The organism is Labilithrix luteola, assembly GCF_001263205.1.
In the GTDB taxonomy this organism is placed as follows: domain Bacteria; phylum Myxococcota_A; class Polyangia; order Polyangiales; family Polyangiaceae; genus Labilithrix; species Labilithrix luteola.
This window is the reverse complement of the sequence record NZ_CP012333.1, coordinates 10720560-10736889: the sequence shown is the minus strand read 5'-3', so window position 1 is coordinate 10736889 and position 16330 is coordinate 10720560. Positions and strand designations below refer to the sequence as shown.

The following is a 16330-nucleotide window of genomic DNA, read 5'->3' as shown; positions in this document are numbered from 1 at the left end:
TCAGGGGGGCGCGTTCCGCTCGAACGTGACCGTTCGGCAGGACAAGCTCGCGTGCAGGAACACGCGCGGGAAGAGCCCTTCGTGAACGTAGGCGTCGTCGGCCACGTGATAGCCGTTCTGGCCGCCGTACAGCTGACGGAAGAAGATCGTTGCGTCTTGGTCTGCGGCCTCGAGGGCTTGCGTCGGCGGGAGCATGCGTCCACCGCTCGAGAGAAAGCCGATGTCGGGGCGCTCGAGGTAGCGCCACACGTAGCAATCACTCGCGACGACCCATCGTGGGTTCCGCTTGGCGATGTCGGTGAGGGGCTGACGGACTTCCTCGACGCCGGGCAGGGGACCACGTCGGTCGACCGGCCGATGGTCGACGCGCACGACCTTGGCCTGCGGTGGAAAACGCGGGAGATAGGTGTTGAGCCCGTGCACCTCGACCACGTCACCAGGTTGTACGTGCGAGGCGAGGAAGGCCTCCGTCTGGTAGCGCGGCTCGGCGAGCAGCGTGGCGTCGATGGTCATGCAGCGATAGAGCGCGGTGGAGAGCGCTGCGACGAGACCTGCGCGGACCAACCACGCGAGCGGTTTGACCTTGGCGAGCCAGTCGCTCGTCCAGAGCACCGCGACGCCGTATCCGCCGTAGATCGAGGCGAAGAGCATCTGCGGCAGCGTGAAACGCTCCTCGACGCGCCGCGCGACCAGGTTGAAACCCAGCGTGAAGCTCAACACGAGGAGCAGCGGAATTAGCGCGCCGACGAGGCCTCGCGCCTCCGGAGCGATGAGAAGGTCTCGTTTGTTTCGCCGGGCGACCTGGACGAGGAGCACGACGAGGCCGAGTGCGATGAAGCCGGCCAGAAACGCCGGGTAGTGCCGCTCGAAGTAGCGCGCGGTGTCGAGGAACGCGAGCCATCGGCCGGCAGCGGTCTTCGCGTACTGCGCGAAGTCCTGGCTCGCCGAGCCCGAGAGGAAGCGCACACGCGCGCGGAATCCCGTCGGGTTGAAAATGGCGCCGTCGACGAGCGCGAGGAAGCCGGCACCGATGGCGGCGGCGAGGCCCGCTTCGCGCGCGATCGTCTTGGCGCTTTTGCGCGCCCAGTCGTCGAGGACGAACCACAGCGCCAGCGCGGCAGGCGCTCCGTAGAGGAAGACCGCGTAAGCCTGATCTTTCGTCGCCACGCCGCACGCGGCGAGCAGCGCGAAGGTCCGTAGCCTGCGTGGCTCTCGGCGCACGATCGCGCGCGTCAGGGAGAGGGCGGCGAACGACGCCCAGAAGAGGGAGGGGACGTCGAGGTTCGACGTGTGGGAGTAAAACGTGAACGGCGCTCCGAGCGCCGCGAACCACGCGGTGAAAACCGCCGCGCTGCGCTCCTTCCCTCGCGGGGCGATCTCCTCGGCGATCTTCGCGAGCGCGACGACGATGCCGAGCGACATCACCAGGCTCACGACCCTCGCGGTCATGGCCATCGTCGTCATGTACGGCGGCTCGATGATCTCGTGGAGCACCCCAGCGACGGTCAATGTCGGTGCTCGCAGCACCGCGACGATCGTGACGGGGAGGGTCAGGACGGCGAGGAACGCCAGGTGAAGTGGCGGGTAGGTATAGAACTCGCCCGGCGTGAAGGTTTGGGCGAGGCCGGGGAGGAAGTCGCGCGGCGCGACCCCGTCGTTGTCCCACGCGTCGGACGCGGGCATTCCCCACCAAAGCCCGCACCCGTGCAGCAAGAGCGCGACGAACAGCGCGGCCTTGATGCCAACGGGCAGTGCCGCCGTGCGCGAAGCCGTCCAGACGGCCGCGCGCACCCAAAGCGGCGGCTTGGTCGCTCCTTCGGGCATCCGGCGGCCTATTTAGCCCGGATCGCTCGCGTGGGAACCCGAGAATCGAAAGCGGGGCCGATCCGGAGGTTGATGCGAGGGGGCTTGCGTTTTAGAGGTGGCGCGTGGGTGCCCCCGAAACGAGGATGGCAGACGAACCTCTACCTTCCAGTGGGGTCTACGCCGGCCGTCACGAGCTTTTCGAGGAAGGGACTCGCCCGGACCGAGCGGGCGCCTCGCGCGCACTGAGCACGCTCCGCGCCGACGCGTTCTGCATCGGCGCCCTTCTCTTGGCGACGCTGGCATTCGCGTTGGTCGTCGTCCGCGATTTCTCGGGGCCGCTCGTCAACGTCGACGACACGAACGCGCTCGAGCACCTCGGTTACATGATGGAGGAGCACCTGACGCTCGGCGTCTTGCCGCGCCTCCAGCTCGAGTCGACGAGGGCGATGCTCTATCCCTTCGGCACGCTCGTCGTCTTCCTGCCCTGGGGGGTCGAGCGAGACCTCGTCTACACGCTCCTCCACGGACGGTTCGGCGAGGGGCCGTGGCTGCAGCTCTATCAGGTTGCGAGCGTTGCCATCTCGTCGCTCGGTACCTATTTCCTGCTCCGTCGTGAAGAGGGCGCGTCGCGTGCGGTGCTCGTGGCGTTCGTGGGCACGTTCATGAATTTCTATGCGGTCTACAAGTTCCCGCATCACATGAACGTGACGCCGCTGCACTGGGCGCTGCTTTCGATCGTCGTCGACTTCGTGCTTTTCCGACGTCTCGTGCGCCGGCAGCGCTGGAGTGCGAGGCTCGTGCTGGCGCGCATCGTGCTGCTGCCGCTGCTGCTGGGGCTCGATATCGGCTACGTGGTGGGGTACGCGCTCCTCTCGTTCGCGGTCACCTCGATCGCGGCCATCGTTCTCGTGATTCGCGCGCGTCGCCGCGGCGAGAACCTCGTCGCGGCGGTGCTCCCGCGCGCGCCGCTGCGCGAGCTTCGCGAGCACCCCGCGACGACCATCCTGTTTGCCTCGCTGCTGGTCGTGGCGTTGTGGCTCTACTTGCCCATCGTGGCGCAGATCTTCCTCGCCACGCGGAAGTTCACGTTCTCGGGCCCCGGTGGAAGCTTCTGGGCGAGCCAGTTCCGGCTGCTCTTTCCTTATCTTCCGTTCATCGGCCCGCAGTCGAAGGCGATGGTCGCGATCTTCGGCGACGCCGAGGGCATCGGCGAGTTCTCGACAGGCTGGGCGCTGCTCGCGCTCGCCATCGTCGGTCTCCGAGGCGCCAAACGCCGTCGCGAGCTCGTGGTCTACGCGCCCATCCTTGCCGCGTTCGTCCTCTGCTTTCTCTACCACCCGCGTGCGCTGCCGACGCTTCGCCTCTTTCCTTGGTTCCAGTTCAACCGGGTCGCCGGTCGTGCAACGCTCTTTTTTCCGATCTGGTTCGCGCTCGTCGCGCTCGGCGCGCACGTGGACTTCGCGGTCGCTCGCGTCCGCGCCTGGGCGACCGCCATCGGCCTCTTCGCCGCCGTCGAGACGGTGACCGCCTACGCAGCCTTCCGCTACGACGTTTTCAGGCCCGACGCTTCGTTCTGGGCCTACATGACGGCGGTTCGTGAGGAGCCGGGTGAAGCCGTGCTCGACTGGCCGTTCTGCATCTCGGGCGGCAACGGCGTCGCCACCCAGGATCTCTGCCCGTACTACGCGCTCACGTCGACCACGTACGCCTATCGTCGCTTCCACAAGAAGGACGTCGTCGGTCTCCTGCTCTCACGCATGACCGAGGCCCAAGCGAAGCCGTTCTACGATCTCGGCTTCGCGAAGCTGTTCGCGCCAGACAATCCCGAGATTCGCACGGCACGCCGCCAGACGCGCTGCTTCGACGAGCAGGACTGGCAGACGTTCGAGACCTTCTACCGTTCGCACGACTTCGCGGGGGTGAGCCTCTATCCGGATCTCTTGCCGGAGGGCTGCGCGGAGCAGTTCACGAGCCGCTTCGGCGCGCCGTCGGCAGAGACGCGCCTCCCAGCCGAGGGCCGCGCGCTCTTCATTCCCCGCCGCCAACCGCGCTAGCGAGCGTACCGCAACCCAAGTTCTCGCTGCTTTTCAGCCTCAGCCAGGCCTGGAACACACGCGCCGAGCGAACCTCGTCGTCACGCCGCCCTGCCGACCCCAGCATTCCGACCGAGCACGCCGGCCCAGCGAGGGGAGCCCGCCGAGAGAAGGGACCGCACGCGTTGGCGGACGTGCCGCGGGCCCGCTGCTCGCCGAGATCGCGGTCGAGGTACAGCCGCGAGCACCGTACTCGCGGAGATCGCGGTTCCAGCAACACCCGCTGGGGCGCCGAGATCGCGGTCGAGGTACAGCCGCGAGCACCGTACTCGCGGAGATCGCGGTTCCAGCAACACCCGCTGGCGCGCGAGGGGAGAGCTCGAGAGGGGGAGGCGCAGCTCCCCCTCTCGAACGTTAACCAAGCGTCCCCGGCAAGATTCGAACTTGCGACCTGCGGCTTAGGAAACCGCTGCTCTATCCAGCTGAGCTACGAGGACGACGTTTCGGCGTTCTCTTCCTAGCGGACGTGCGGCTAAGCCTCAATCTCGTTCTTGGGGCCGTGACGGCTCCTCGCTCGCTCGGCCGGGTAACGGGGCAGTCACGGCTTTTCGCTCGCTGGGCCGGCATGGGGCGGAACGCGTGGTTCGAGCGGAGCGAAGTGGACGTTGAGGAGCGCGCGGGGTGGGGTGGCGAACCGCACTCCACGACGATGCACGCGAGGAGCGGAGCCGATTGAATGAATCGCTGCCGGCGCCGAACGGACAGGTGCGTTGCCTCATTCGCAGTTCGTGCGCTTCGGTGAGTTGGCTTGACGGGGGGGCGGGGCAGGGAGAGGGTGGCGGCAGGGAAACAGATGGCGCAGCTGCATTTGCACACCTATTGGCGATCGTCTTCGGCGTACCGGGTGCGTATCGCGCTCAACTACAAGGGCCTCGCGTACGACCAGACGTTCGTGAACCTGCTCGAGAACGAGCAGCGCAAGCCCGAATACGTGGCGACCAGCCCGTTGGGCCACGTGCCCACCCTCACCATCGACGGGACGCCCTACGTCGAGTCCGTCGCCATCATCGAGCTGCTCGAGGAGCTCCATCCCACGCCCGCGCTCTTGCCGAAGAAGGCCGAGGATCGCGCGAACGTGCGCGCGCTCGTGCAGGTCATCAACGCTGGAACGCAGCCGCTGCAGAACCCCGTCGTGCTCGAGCAGCTCGGCCCGGACAAAGATCGCCGTGTCGAGTGGATGAAGCACTTCATGGCGCGAGGACTCGGCGCGTTCGAGGCGCTCGTGAAGCGTCACGAGGAGGCCTCGGGGGCTCAGGGGCCCTTCGCCTATGGCGACACCTTCACCATGGCCGACGCCTACCTCGTTCCGCAGGTGTTCGGCGCTCGGCGGTTCGGTGTCGACTTGTCCGCGTTTCCCCGCGTCGTTCGCGCGGAAAAAGCTGCGCTCGAGCTTCCGTTCGTGGCCGCCGCCCGCCCCGAAGTGCAGCCCGACGCCAAGCCCTGAACGGCTTCGGCTGAGTTATGCTCGCGCCGTGGCCTCTCTGACCGGGCATCGCTCGCAGCGTGCCGGGCGCGTGCTCGTTCGTACGATTGCGCTGCTGGCCACGATTGCCTTCGTCGCGTGGTCCGCGCCGTCGTTCGCCGGGCCCCTGAAGACGTGGGGCGACGACACCCCCGATCCGGCACCTACCGAGACCTCGCCGCCTTCCGTTCCGCCGCCGCCACCACCTCCGTCGTCTGCGACGAGTGACTCCGCAGATACGTCGAACGGCGAGGAAGCGAGTGAGAGTGCCCCCAGCATCGTTCGCGCGCCCGGCAAAGTCGGGCTTCGCTACACGCTCGAAGGCATCGAGGTCCGAGGCAACACCTCGACGCTCGCGCGTGTCGTGCTTCGCTTCGTGCCGTTTCGCGCAGGCGACTCGCTCGACGTCGACGACAAGGAGCTGCTCCTCACCCGCTTCCGTCTGCTCGGGACGGGCTACTTTCGCGACGTTCAGCTCTCGCTGAGGCGCGGCACCAAACGCGGATACGTCGTTCTTGTCGTCAACGTCGTCGAGCGCAACACGATCGTCGTCAACGATCTCTGGCTCGGCCTCTCCGCCGACGCCGAGCCGGACGGCAAGGCCAGACCTCTCACTGCCTACGGCGGCCTCGACGTCTCCGAGTTGAACCTCGCCGGAACCGGTGTCGCGCTCGGCGGAGCGATCGCGCTCGCCGATGGTCAGCTCGCGTTGCGCTCGCGCATCAGCGATCCGCAGTTTCTCAAGTCCTCGTGGTCGGCCGAGGCTCAACTTCTCTACAACAACGCCAAGGACTTCTTCGGCAATCGCGACGTCCTCGTCGACGATCCCACGCAAACCACCTCGCAGGATTTCGCCGTCGTCTCCTACCGCCGCTTCGGCGGTCTCGTCGGAGCCGGCCACGAGGTGGGCAGCGTGGCCACGCGTGTGTTCTTCGACTACCGGCTCGAGAAGATCGACGCGACCATTCCGCTCGCCGCGAGCCACAAGCGCGGGCTCGACGTCGAACCCATCGATTTCTACCTGATTCCAGGGTCGAGCGTGCTCTCGACCATCAGCGCCACGCTCGTCCACGACACGCGAGACGAGCCGTTTCTTCCCAAGCGCGGTTGGTACTTGCTGGGGCTCGCCGAGGCATCGCTCACGCCGCTCGGCAGCAACTATCCGTATACCAAGCTCGTCCTTCGCGGATCGCGTTGGATACCTTTGCCCTGGGACCACGTCTTACGAATCGAAGGGATCTTCGGCAGCGTGTTCGGGCAGGCGCCCCTCTTCGAGAAGTTCTACGTCGGCGACTACACCGACCTCAGGCCGCATCGCGCCCTCGACCTGGCGTTCGACCGGCGCGCCGCACCGAACTTCTTCGACACGTCGATCGTCGAAGTTCGCTACGGCGACTACGCCGCACGGCTGAACACCGAGTACCGCATCCCGCTCTATCGGGGTCGCAAGAGCATCTACGGCGTCGACCTCTTCGGCTCCGTGGGCGTCTACTCCGTCGCGAACGCGCGCGACTTCACGCAGCCCGCGCGCGGCTACGCCGGCCTCAGCAAGCTGCCGATCGACCTGACGTTCAACTTCGGCATGCGCGCCGACACCGCCGTCGGCGGTTTTGCGATCGGACTCTCCAACCTCATCGGCTTCATTCCGATCCGTTCGGAGGGACAGTGAGAAGCCGCGTCCGCGTGCTGCTCTTGTTCTGCGTGGCGCTGGCGTTCGCCTTCGTCTCGCCGATGGGCCTGGCGCGCGCCGAGGATCCCCCGCAGCAGCAGCTCCCGAAGCGCCAGGCGAACTTCACGTGGCAAAAGACCGAGAAGGGCGCGTCGCTCCTGCTCGCCAGCTTCTCGTATCGCGATGTCGTGGATTCCACCATCGCCGAGAAGCTCGCCAGCGGCTTGCCGACGGTCATCGCGCTTCGTGCGTACGTGCTTCGCGAAGGGGAGGCGAACCCCGTCGCGCTCGCCGTCCGCACGTGTCGCGTCGTCTACGATCTCTGGGATGAGGTCTATCGCGTGAACATCTCCGGCCCCGGAGGCACGCAGGATCTTGCAGCGATGAACCTCGAGGGCGTCCTTCGCCAATGCACCGACGTGCGTGATCTCGTGGTGACCAACCGCGCGCTTCTCGCACCCGCACAGGCGCACTTCATCGGCGCGATCGTCGAAGTGAACCCCATCAGTCCGGGCATGCTCGATCAAATGCGGCGTTGGGTGTCGCGTCCTGCGGGGTCGACGGGCATCGGCCCTGGCGATGCGCTCTTCGGATCGTTCGTCGGTCTCTTCGTTCGCCAGATTGGCACCGCCGCACGAACGCTCCGATTCCGCACGCAGTCGTTCACTCCATGACACGCTGAGCGACCACCCGATCGAAGCGTTCTGGCCCTGGCCGCCATGGTTGGCTAAGCTCCGCGTCGATGGCGCGCCGGATTCCTTCGCTCGCTCTCGCCCTCGTCGGTGTCCTCGGCTTCTCGCTGTTTACAGCGAGCGGAGCCACCCCCGCGGTGCCTGCACCGTCACCGCCGTCGTCCTCGTCGTCGTTGCCGTCCGCGCGTTCACCAGCGCCGAAGATCACGAGGGTGCACGTCAAGAAGAGCGCGCGCACGATGGATCTCTACGCTGGCGACACGCTCGTGAAGAGCTTCAGCGTCGCCGTCGGTCGCGGTGGCGCCGGCCACAAGAAGATGGAGGGCGACAACGTGACCCCCGTCGGGCACTACCGCGTCGTCACCCGGGTGCCTTCGCACCTCCGAATCTTCATGCGCCTCGACTATCCGAACGCCGACGACCGCGCCCGCTTCGAGGACATGAAGAAGCGCGGCGCGGTGCCGAAAAACGCCACGATCGGCAGCGAGATCGGCATCCACGGCGAGCCGCCCGAGGCCAAGCCCTTCAAGAAGAGCGACTACCAGAGCCATGGCTGCGTCGTCCTCGAAGACGCTGAGATCGATCAGGTGGCGCGCATGGTCCCCGACGGCGCTGCGGTCGACATCGAAGACTGAATCACGGGCAGGCGGGCGTCACGTCGATGCCTGCGAAGAACTCGTTCTTCAGGGCCTCCCAAGCGCGAGCGTTCTCTTTCGGACCGCACTTGAACGGCTTGCTCTTGGATGGCAGGCCGCGCATCGCCGCACGCTCTTCGCGGTAGTAGCGAAGCGCGAGCTCGGCGGCGTACTCGCCGACGCCATTGCCCGGTTGGAACGCATAGTACGTTCCGCCTCGCACGAGCGTGTCGCCGGGCGAATAGGCGGCAAGGCACGCCGTCGACGCTCCACACTTCTTCACGACCGCGTCGTAGACCTCCCCCAGCGCGCGTGCGGACCAATTGTCACCGTGTCCGTGGTCGGCATCGTTGAGATGGAAGATCTCGTGGAACATGGTCTCCCGAACGGCGTCTTCGGAGAGCATCAGCGTTCCGACGAGGTTGTAGGCCACGGTCCAATCGTGCGCGTAGGCGCTCGGCGTGCGCTTCTCGACGGAGCGCATGAAGCGCAGCGTGATGGGACGGAAGCGGTACCGAGGCGCGCCCTCGAGGCGCCCGAAGCTCGTCGGGCTCGATCGATCCAGCTGCTGGAAGAAGTCGTCGAAGTCCTTCATCGTGGCAACCACCCATTCGAGGTGCTTGCGCTCTTTGCCCGCGGGAACGGCCGGCTCGATGCGGATTGTCCCTCGGTAGCCGCCGTTCATGACGTGCGCTTCCTCCACGCCGGCCACGGTTCCGAAGCGGGTGTAGAGCTCGTGCGCGAGCCCCGCGGCCTTCGCATCCCCCGCGAAGCGACGATCGTAGAGGCAGCGAATCCGGGCCTCTCCGGCGAGGCTCGCCGGACACGCGGCATCGATCGACGACGAGTCATTTCGGTCCGCGAAGAGAACGTTGCGAACTTCGTCATAGGTCGGCGCCGTCGGCGACACAGGGGCGGGGGCGGCAGGCGCCGCGTCGACCTCTCCAGCCTCCACCTGCGTTGGCGGTGCGGTCGCGTCCGGCCGTACGTCCGAGTACGACGCTTGCGGTCGTGACGTGCATGCGGCGAGCGCGATCGACAGGGCGAGGGAGATTCGTCGTGCTGAGCCGGCGCTCATCGCCGCATCGTAGCGCGTCGCGTCGTGCTCGACGGACCGAACACGCGTAAGCTCGAGGGCGTCATGGTTGCCGTTTCGAACGCCGATCGCGTCGTCTTTCCCGAAGTCGGCCGGACGAAAGGGGAGGTCGTTTCGTACTACGAGCGCATCGCGCCACGTCTCCTCGTCCACGCCACAGGGCGGCCGCTGTCGATCCGGCGCTTTCCGAAGGGCCTCGCCGGCGCGGGCTTTTTCCAGAAGAACGTGCCGGATCACTACCCGGCGTCCATCGAGCGCTTCACCGTTTCACGCAGCCCGCGCAGCAACGGTTCCTCGCGTGCTCGCGCGAAAAAGGACGCGAAGCCCGCCGACGTGACGATCTATCCGCTCGTGAGCGAGCCCGAACATCTCGCCTATCTCGCGAACCAGGGCGCCATCGAGCTGCATGTGACCACCTCGCGCGCCGCCGATCTCCTGCACCCCGATCGGATCGTCATCGACCTCGATCCGCCGAAAGGCGCGCTCGCACTCGTACGCAAGGCGGCGCTGATCGCGCGCGATGCCCTGGGTGAGTTCGGGCTCGATAGCATCCCGGTGGCGACGGGATCGAAGGGCTATCACGTGGTGGCTCCCATCGTGCCGTCGGTCGATCTCGAGACGCTGGGCCTCGCGCTCCAGAAATTCGGCGCGCTCGTCGCTGCCAAGTTTCCCGACGAGCTGACGACGGCGTTTCGCATCGCCGAACGTGGCAAGCGCGTGTTCGTCGACTGGCTTCGCAACCGCCCGCTCGCCACGGTCGTGTCGCCCTATTCGCTGAGAGCCACCCCGCGCGCCAGCGTGGCCACGCCGTTCGCGTGGTCGGAGCTCGAGGTGGTCGCCCCCGACACGTTTACCATCGATGATCTCGACCGCCTGCTCGAGCGCGGCGATCCCCTCGCCGCACTCGCAGAGACCCCGGGAGACGCCAGCTTCTTCGTGTCGAAGGTGGACGATGCCTTCGACGCCTCAGGCCTGGTGCTGGAGCCGTTCGACCGGTTCCGCTCGTGATTCGTGTGCCGCGCGTGCGTGTGTGAGCACTTCGTCGACCGACCACTGATCGTCGACGTACGCGCCGTACTTCGAGGCGACCACGCGTCCATCGCGACCGACGAGAAAGTCGGCCGGCAGGCCATACCTGCCCCCTTCGGGATTGGGTGACGGCGCCGAGGCTCGCTTTCGGAGCATGGCCACGACGAAGAAGGCGATCGCCCGCAGAATGGGCCAGTAGGCGCGCGGATCGAGCAGGGCACGAGGCGACGCGCCGACACCGAACTCCGCGTAGAGGCGCTTTCGAGGATCGGCGATCACGTCGAACGGCAAGCGGCTCGCATGCGCGTAGAGCTCCTCCGCGCTCGAGTGGAAGACCACGACCTCACGCACGTTCGCGGCCTTCAGATCGTCGACGCGGCGAACGAACGACTGCAGATGGAGATGGCACACGGGGCAGCCGGCGAAGCGCCGGAACTGCAGGTGAACGAGCTTGCCGTCGTCGGGCACGGTCACCTTCACCCCTTGCAGATTCACGAGCTCCCGTTTGGCGACGATGGCGCCGTCTTCGAGTCGAGCTTCGGGCATGACGCATCCTTTCCGTGGCGGGAGCGGGCCCGCACGGCTCGTAAGGGTACAGTGTACGCGTACCAGCATTGAGCGTACGGTGTACTCTGTCAAGGCCATGCCCCGACCTCGGTCCCTCACGCTCGACGCCATCGCCGCGGCTGCGCTCGAGCTCGTCGATCGCGAGGGGCTTCCGGCACTCTCGATGCGTGCCGTCGCCTCGGAGCTCGGTGTTGGAGCGATGTCCCTCTACCGCTACGTGGAGGACCGCGGCCAGCTCGAGGCGCTCATGGTCGAACGCGTGCTCGGAGCCATCGACGTCTCGATTCCACGCGCGGCGAGTGGATGGCGAGCGAGCGTCGTCGTGCTCGTCGACCGCGCGCGCGACGCGATCGCGGACCACCCGGCGATCGTCCCCTTGCTCCTCGCGCATCGGCACACGTCGAAGAGCTCGCGGTCGTGGGGCGAGGCCGTTCTCGGCGTGCTCCACGACGCCGGCTTCTCGGTCGATGCGCGCGTTATCGGCTTTCGGAGTCTTCTCAGCTACGTGCTCGGCGCCGTGCAGGTCGAGCACTTCGGCTCCCTCGGTGGGGAAGGCACGGCCGCACTCGCCGAGCCGTCGGAAGAATTCCCTCGGCTCGCCGAGACAGCGCGGCAGGCTCGGAAGATCTCCGTCGAGCGCGAGTTCCACCAAGGGCTCGCCGTCGTTCTCGACGGCCTCGAGCGCCTTCGCGCCTCGCAAGGACCGACGAAAGCGAAGCGAGACTAGGACGCCAGCGTTTCGTCGCGGGTGCTGTCCCGCAGCGCACGCACGACGCGCTGCGCTTCGTTCGTCGGACAGCCGAGCCAGGTGGCCAGCGTGCCTGGCGGAACATCCTCGATCGTGAGGCGCGCGTACACGCGTTCGGCGACATCGGCACGGACAGCGCGGCCCGCGAACACAGGATGGCCGATGGCGAGGAGCGCTCGCCTGTCCGCGCCCTTGCCGACGGCCATCGACACGGCGCCGCCGCGCGGAGGCTCGAGCCGCGCCGTTCCGTAGTACACCGACGCGAACGCCACGCGCATGGCCAGCGCTCGCGGCTTTAGAGCCGCGCCCACGTAGACGAGGCAGTCGCCGAGATGCAGGCCGGCTTTTTCGAGCTCGGCGCGCTCGCCTTCGGTGAGGCGCTCCGTCAGGTCGCGAACGTCACGTGTGAAGGCGGTGCCGAGCCCTTGCTCGAGGCGATGCACGAGCCCTCGCACGGTGGCCGACGCGCTTGCCGTCCCGAGCTCGCGCAGCGGCCCCAGCAGGTCGCCAGCGAAGTCGCGCGCGCTCGCCACGAGGCGTCGCACGAGTCGACTCTGTGCGCCTGCGCCCAAGGTGCCGACGCCGAGGTCGCTCGCATCGGCGAGGCGCACGTCGGGCATCGCGATCGATGCTCCGCGCACGATGGCCGCGAGTCGCTTGCCGCTTGGTCCGTGAACGATGCGTCCTTGCCCATCGAGCTGGAAAGCGTCGGGCGCCGCCGCGGTCACGTCCTCTACCCACGAAGGCCCTTCGAGCAGTGACGATGAGCTCGCCGGCGCCGGAGCCAGCGCCGATCGGAGGGCGGCCAGGCCGGCGAACGGATGGCTCTTGTCGAGCGCGAGCGGCCTGTCTTCGAGCACCGGCTTGCTCTCGGGCGGGCGAGGCCGTGCGCGCCGGCCTGGCTTGCCCTTCTTCGCGTCGACGAAGCGCATGACGAGGCGCTGGTGGAGCGCGTCGCTCAGGCGATCCTCGAGGGCTCGCGTCTGCTCCTGCCAGAGCTCGGGCGAACGCAGCCAGTTCGAGCGATTCGACACGTAGGTGAAGACACGCGTGGCGGAGATGCGCGCGACGAGCGTCTCGACTTCACCCTCGTCGCGTCCGATGGCGCGCACCCGGCGATCCATCCAGTCGTCGTCGAGCGCGCCGCGACGTGCGAGCTCCACGAAGAGCTCCTCCAGGAAGTCGACGTGGACTTCGAAGAGGAGCTTTCGGAAGTCGGGCACGGTGCAGACGTCCCAGAGGAGGCGCACCCGCTCCTCGTTCGTGCATAGTGCACGGATTGCTTCACGTTCGGAGAGTCGAAGCAGGGCGTCGAAGTCCTCGGCGTCGGCGGCAGGCGCGAGCACGGCGCGCGTGGGCTTTTTGCAAAGCGAATGGCGGAGCGCCTCGAGCGAAGCGAAATCGAGGTCGTCGTTTCGGTAGCGAACGCGGCGGAGTGAAGCGAAACGGTGGCTCTCGATGGCCATCGTCACCGAGTTCGGTAGCTCGTGCGGCGTGAGCGTGCCGAACGTCCCGTTCTCGATCCAGCGCCCCGCGCGCCCGGCGATCTGGGCGAGCTCGGTCTCGTCGACGTCGCGGACGTCCCTCCCGTCGAACTTGCGTGTCGCGGCGAATGCGACGTGCCGCACGTCGAGGTTGAGGCCCATGCCGATGGCATCGGTCGCGACGAGGTAGTCGACCTCGCCGGCCTGGAACATGGCCACCTGCGCGTTGCGGGTGCGTGGGGATAGCGCTCCGGTGACCACCGCCGCGCCGCCGCGTCGGGCGCGCAGGCGCTCGGCGAGCTCGTAGACGTGGGGCATGGAGAAGGCGACGACCGCGCTCCGCTCGGGGAGCCTCGAGAGAGGCGTGGGGGGCGCGCTCGTGAGCAGCGAGAGGCGCGGGTGGGAGGCGATCTTCGCGGTGGGCACGAGCTCGCGCAGAACCTTGCCGATGGTCTCCGAGCCGAGAAACCAGGTCTCCTTCGTTCCTCGCGCCGAGAGCAAGCGCGACGTGAAGACGTGTCCGCGCTGGTCGTGCGCCGCGAGTTGGATTTCGTCGACGGCCAGGAAGGCCACCTCTCGGTCAACGGGCATGGCTTCGACGGTCGCGACCCAGTACGAAGGCCGAGGCGGGATGCGCTGCTCCTCGCCGGTGATCAGCGCGACCTTCGACTCTCCCACACGCGCGCTGATCTTGTCGTAGACCTCGCGCGCGAGCAGCCGCAGGGGCAAGCCGATCATGCCCGATTCGTGCTCGAGCATCCGCTCGATGGCGCGGTACGTCTTGCCCGTGTTCGTAGGGCCGAGCAGCGCCGTGATTGCGCTCGCGTCGGGCATGCAGAACTGCCTTAGCGCACCCGTGGCGTTCGGACTAGGATCCGCGGACAAGTCTCCCGATGCTTCCCGCGGTCGTCACCGAAAAGCTCGACGTTCTGCCCACTGCCCCTGGCGTCTACCTCTTCAAGGACAAGAAGGGGGTCGTGGTCTACGTGGGCAAGGCCAAGAGCCTGCGCTCGCGCGTCCGCAGCTATTTCCAAGAGGGGTCGAGCGACAACCGCTACTTCATCCCGATCCTGCTCCGCACGATCGGTGACCTCGACACGATCGTGGCCGGCTCCGAGAAGGAAGCGACGATCCTCGAGAACAACCTCATCAAGGAGCATCGCCCTCGGTACAACGTCAAGCTTCGCGACGACAAAGATTACATCTCGCTGAAGCTCGACCCCACCGACGAATGGCCTCGCCTGTGGGTCGTCCGCCGGCCCACGCTCAAGCCGGGCGACAAGGCGCGCTACTTCGGTCCGTACCATTCGGCGACGGCGGCGCGGCGCACGCTCCACCTCGTCAACAAGCACTTCCAGCTGCGAACGTGCACCGACACCGAGATGAAGAGCCGCAAGCGCCCGTGCTTGCAGCATCAGATCAAGCGGTGCCCGGCGCCCTGCGTGCTCGACGTCGAGAGGCGTTGGTACGAGGAGCAAGTGCGCGCGGTCGCCATGTTCCTCGACGGCCGACACGACGAGCTCTCCGACGAGCTCGATAACCGCATGCGCGACGCGGCGAGGGCCATGCATTTCGAGCTGGCGGCGGTCTATCGCGACCAGCTCGCGGCCATCGAGAAGGTGCGTGAAGAGCAGCGTGTCGTCGCTGTCGACGATGTCGATCGTGACGTGCTCGGCTTGCATCGCGAAGGCGATCTCGTGGAGCTCGCCCTCTTGCACGTGCGACGCGGCAAGCTGGCCGACGTCGCGACCTTCTCGGTGAAGGGCGCCGAGGTCCCCGACGAAGAGGTCGTCGCAGCGTTCCTCGCTCAGCATTACCTTCCGGGGCTTTCCTCGGACGACGGCTCGGACGTCGACGCCGACACGGCGCTGCCGATTCCGAACGAGATCATCGTGCCGATCGTTCCGGACGCGGCAACCGGTATTTCCGATTGGTTGTCGGAGCGCGCGGGGCACAAAGTTGCGCTCGTCCACCCGCAGCGCGGGCAGCGCGTGGACTTGCTCGCTCTCGCCAACGACAACGCGCGTCACGCGTTCTCCGAGAAGCGGCGCGCGAGCGACGACGTGCAGGAGCGCCTGACCCAGCTCAAGGAGCGCCTCCGCCTTCCCACCGTGCCGCGCCGCATCGAGTGTTGCGACATCTCCCATCTCGGCGGCAAAGACACGGTCGGGGCCATCGTCGCGCTGCTCGACGGTGAGCCGGACAAGAAGCGCTATCGCACGTTCCACGTTCACGGCGACGGCGCTGCGCCCAAGACCACCGACGCCGCGCCCGCGCCCGGAGGGGAAGGGGAGGGCGAGGGCGAAGGGATGGGATCGCTCGCGGGCGACGACTACCGCGCCATGTACGAGGTGCTCGCGCGCCGGTTCCGACGAGGTCTTCGCAAGCAAGAGTCTCGGGCCATGGCCATCGCCGAAGGCGAGGCGGAACAGGACGACGACAAGCCGACCTCGGTGAAGGATCTCGCCGCCAAAGTGGAAGGTGACGAGGAGGGAGGCGAGTGGGACCTCCCCGACCTCTTCGTCGTCGACGGTGGCAAAGGCCAGCTCGCCGTCGCCCTCGCGGCCGCGCGCGATCTAGGCATCCACGAGCTTCCGATCGTCGCGCTCGCCAAGGAGAAGGAGAACGTGCTCGGCGACACCCTCGTCGACCGCGTGTACCTGCCGGGGCAGAAGAATCCCATCCCCCTTCGTAGCCACTCGGCGTCGATGTTCTTCCTCGCTCGCGCCCGCGACGAAGCCCACCGCTTCTCGAATCGTCAGCGCGAGAAGCTCGGCAAGCGCAAGCGTTTCAAGTCGGCCCTCGACGACGTGGCGGGCATCGGCCCGAACACGAAGAAGCTCCTCCTTCGTCACCTCGGCAGCCTCAAGGCGATCAAAGCCGCCGACGATGCCACGCTGCTCGCCGTCCCCGGCGTGACCGCGCGGCACGTGAAGGCCCTGCGACGTGTCTACCCCGCGCCGACACCCGCGCCGGCTCCCGTGCAGCCGTCCGCGGTGATCGAGACGAAGTCGCCGACGTCCTGATCACTTCTCGACGTCGTTCGAGA

Annotated in this window: 12 protein-coding genes and 1 tRNA gene; 8 read left to right on the top strand and 5 right to left on the bottom strand. The window is 67.2% G+C overall.

Annotated features, from left to right (window positions below; translation table 11 throughout):
* Positions 1–1824, bottom strand: a complete 1824-nt coding sequence (locus AKJ09_RS46305; protein ID WP_146654262.1) for an ArnT family glycosyltransferase — start codon at positions 1822–1824, stop codon at positions 1–3.
* Between the two features lie 104 nt (positions 1825–1928).
* On the opposite strand from AKJ09_RS46305, the gene AKJ09_RS46300 reads away from it, so the two are divergent.
* A complete protein-coding gene (locus tag AKJ09_RS46300) occupies positions 1929–3860 on the top strand; it encodes a glycosyltransferase family protein (RefSeq protein ID WP_205633977.1) in 1932 nt (643 codons plus the stop codon).
* Between the two features lie 402 nt (positions 3861–4262).
* Here the strand turns inward: AKJ09_RS46300 and AKJ09_RS46295 are convergent.
* Positions 4263–4336: transfer RNA gene (locus AKJ09_RS46295), tRNA-Arg, on the bottom strand.
* A gap of 356 nt (positions 4337–4692) precedes the next feature.
* Here AKJ09_RS46295 and maiA point away from each other — a divergent pair.
* The 4 genes from maiA to AKJ09_RS46275 all read left to right on the top strand — a co-directional run bounded on the left by maiA (position 4693) and on the right by AKJ09_RS46275 (position 8357).
* Complete coding sequence (gene maiA, locus AKJ09_RS46290; protein WP_146654260.1) at positions 4693–5343, top strand: maleylacetoacetate isomerase; 651 nt, start codon at positions 4693–4695, stop codon at positions 5341–5343.
* 28 nt (positions 5344–5371) lie between these two features.
* The gene (locus tag AKJ09_RS46285; RefSeq protein ID WP_169928466.1) at positions 5372–7030 is read left to right on the top strand and encodes a BamA/TamA family outer membrane protein; all 1659 of its coding nucleotides are present in this window, start codon (positions 5372–5374) and stop codon (positions 7028–7030) included.
* The gene (locus tag AKJ09_RS46280) at positions 7027–7704 is read left to right on the top strand and encodes a hypothetical protein (RefSeq protein ID WP_146654258.1); all 678 of its coding nucleotides are present in this window, start codon (positions 7027–7029) and stop codon (positions 7702–7704) included. The genes AKJ09_RS46285 and AKJ09_RS46280 overlap by 4 nt, the downstream gene beginning before the upstream one ends.
* A 68-nt stretch (positions 7705–7772) precedes the next feature.
* Positions 7773–8357 carry a L,D-transpeptidase family protein gene (locus AKJ09_RS46275; RefSeq protein ID WP_146654257.1) on the top strand — a complete coding sequence of 195 codons (585 nt, stop codon included), beginning with the start codon at positions 7773–7775 and terminating at the stop codon, positions 8355–8357.
* Between the two features lies 1 nt (position 8358).
* Here AKJ09_RS46275 and AKJ09_RS46270 read toward each other — a convergent pair whose 3' ends face one another.
* Positions 8359–9435, bottom strand: coding sequence for a hypothetical protein (locus AKJ09_RS46270; RefSeq protein ID WP_146654256.1), 1077 nt, complete (start codon positions 9433–9435; stop codon positions 8359–8361).
* A gap of 63 nt (positions 9436–9498) precedes the next feature.
* On the opposite strand from AKJ09_RS46270, the gene AKJ09_RS46265 reads away from it, so the two are divergent.
* The gene (locus tag AKJ09_RS46265; RefSeq protein ID WP_146654255.1) at positions 9499–10461 is read left to right on the top strand and encodes a DNA polymerase domain-containing protein; all 963 of its coding nucleotides are present in this window, start codon (positions 9499–9501) and stop codon (positions 10459–10461) included.
* Here the strand turns inward: AKJ09_RS46265 and AKJ09_RS46260 are convergent.
* A complete protein-coding gene (locus AKJ09_RS46260) occupies positions 10420–11028 on the bottom strand; it encodes a peroxiredoxin-like family protein (protein ID WP_146654254.1) in 609 nt (202 codons plus the stop codon). The two genes, AKJ09_RS46265 and AKJ09_RS46260, sit on opposite strands and share 42 nt — an antisense overlap.
* Before the next feature lie 97 nt (positions 11029–11125).
* On the opposite strand from AKJ09_RS46260, the gene AKJ09_RS46255 reads away from it, so the two are divergent.
* Positions 11126–11776 carry a TetR/AcrR family transcriptional regulator gene (locus AKJ09_RS46255; RefSeq protein ID WP_146654253.1) on the top strand — a complete coding sequence of 217 codons (651 nt, stop codon included), beginning with the start codon at positions 11126–11128 and terminating at the stop codon, positions 11774–11776.
* Here AKJ09_RS46255 and AKJ09_RS46250 read toward each other — a convergent pair.
* A complete protein-coding gene (locus tag AKJ09_RS46250; RefSeq protein WP_240488856.1) occupies positions 11773–14166 on the bottom strand; it encodes a helicase-related protein in 2394 nt (797 codons plus the stop codon). The genes AKJ09_RS46255 and AKJ09_RS46250 overlap by 4 nt on opposite strands.
* Before the next feature lie 8 nt (positions 14167–14174).
* Between AKJ09_RS46250 and uvrC the strand changes: the two genes are divergently transcribed.
* Positions 14175–16307: an excinuclease ABC subunit UvrC gene (uvrC, locus tag AKJ09_RS46245; RefSeq protein ID WP_146654252.1), complete on the top strand. Its 2133-nt coding sequence runs from the start codon at positions 14175–14177 to the stop codon at positions 16305–16307.
* Positions 16308–16330: the final 23 nt, after the last annotated feature.

What these genes read in the sequence shown, in the direction of transcription:
- maiA (WP_146654260.1), top strand. Translation starts at nt 4,693, where the DNA reads ATGGCGCAGCTGCATTTGCACACCTATTGGCGATCGTCTTCGGCGTAC.
- AKJ09_RS46255 (WP_146654253.1), top strand. Translation starts at nt 11,126, where the DNA reads ATGCCCCGACCTCGGTCCCTCACGCTCGACGCCATCGCCGCGGCTGCG.
- AKJ09_RS46260 (WP_146654254.1), bottom strand. Translation starts at nt 11,028, where the DNA reads ATGCCCGAAGCTCGACTCGAAGACGGCGCCATCGTCGCCAAACGGGAG.
- uvrC (WP_146654252.1), top strand. Translation starts at nt 14,175, where the DNA reads ATGCTTCCCGCGGTCGTCACCGAAAAGCTCGACGTTCTGCCCACTGCC.
- AKJ09_RS46265 (WP_146654255.1), top strand. Translation starts at nt 9,499, where the DNA reads ATGGTTGCCGTTTCGAACGCCGATCGCGTCGTCTTTCCCGAAGTCGGC.
- AKJ09_RS46305 (WP_146654262.1), bottom strand. Translation starts at nt 1,824, where the DNA reads ATGCCCGAAGGAGCGACCAAGCCGCCGCTTTGGGTGCGCGCGGCCGTC.
- AKJ09_RS46270 (WP_146654256.1), bottom strand. Translation starts at nt 9,435, where the DNA reads ATGAGCGCCGGCTCAGCACGACGAATCTCCCTCGCCCTGTCGATCGCG.
- AKJ09_RS46275 (WP_146654257.1), top strand. Translation starts at nt 7,773, where the DNA reads ATGGCGCGCCGGATTCCTTCGCTCGCTCTCGCCCTCGTCGGTGTCCTC.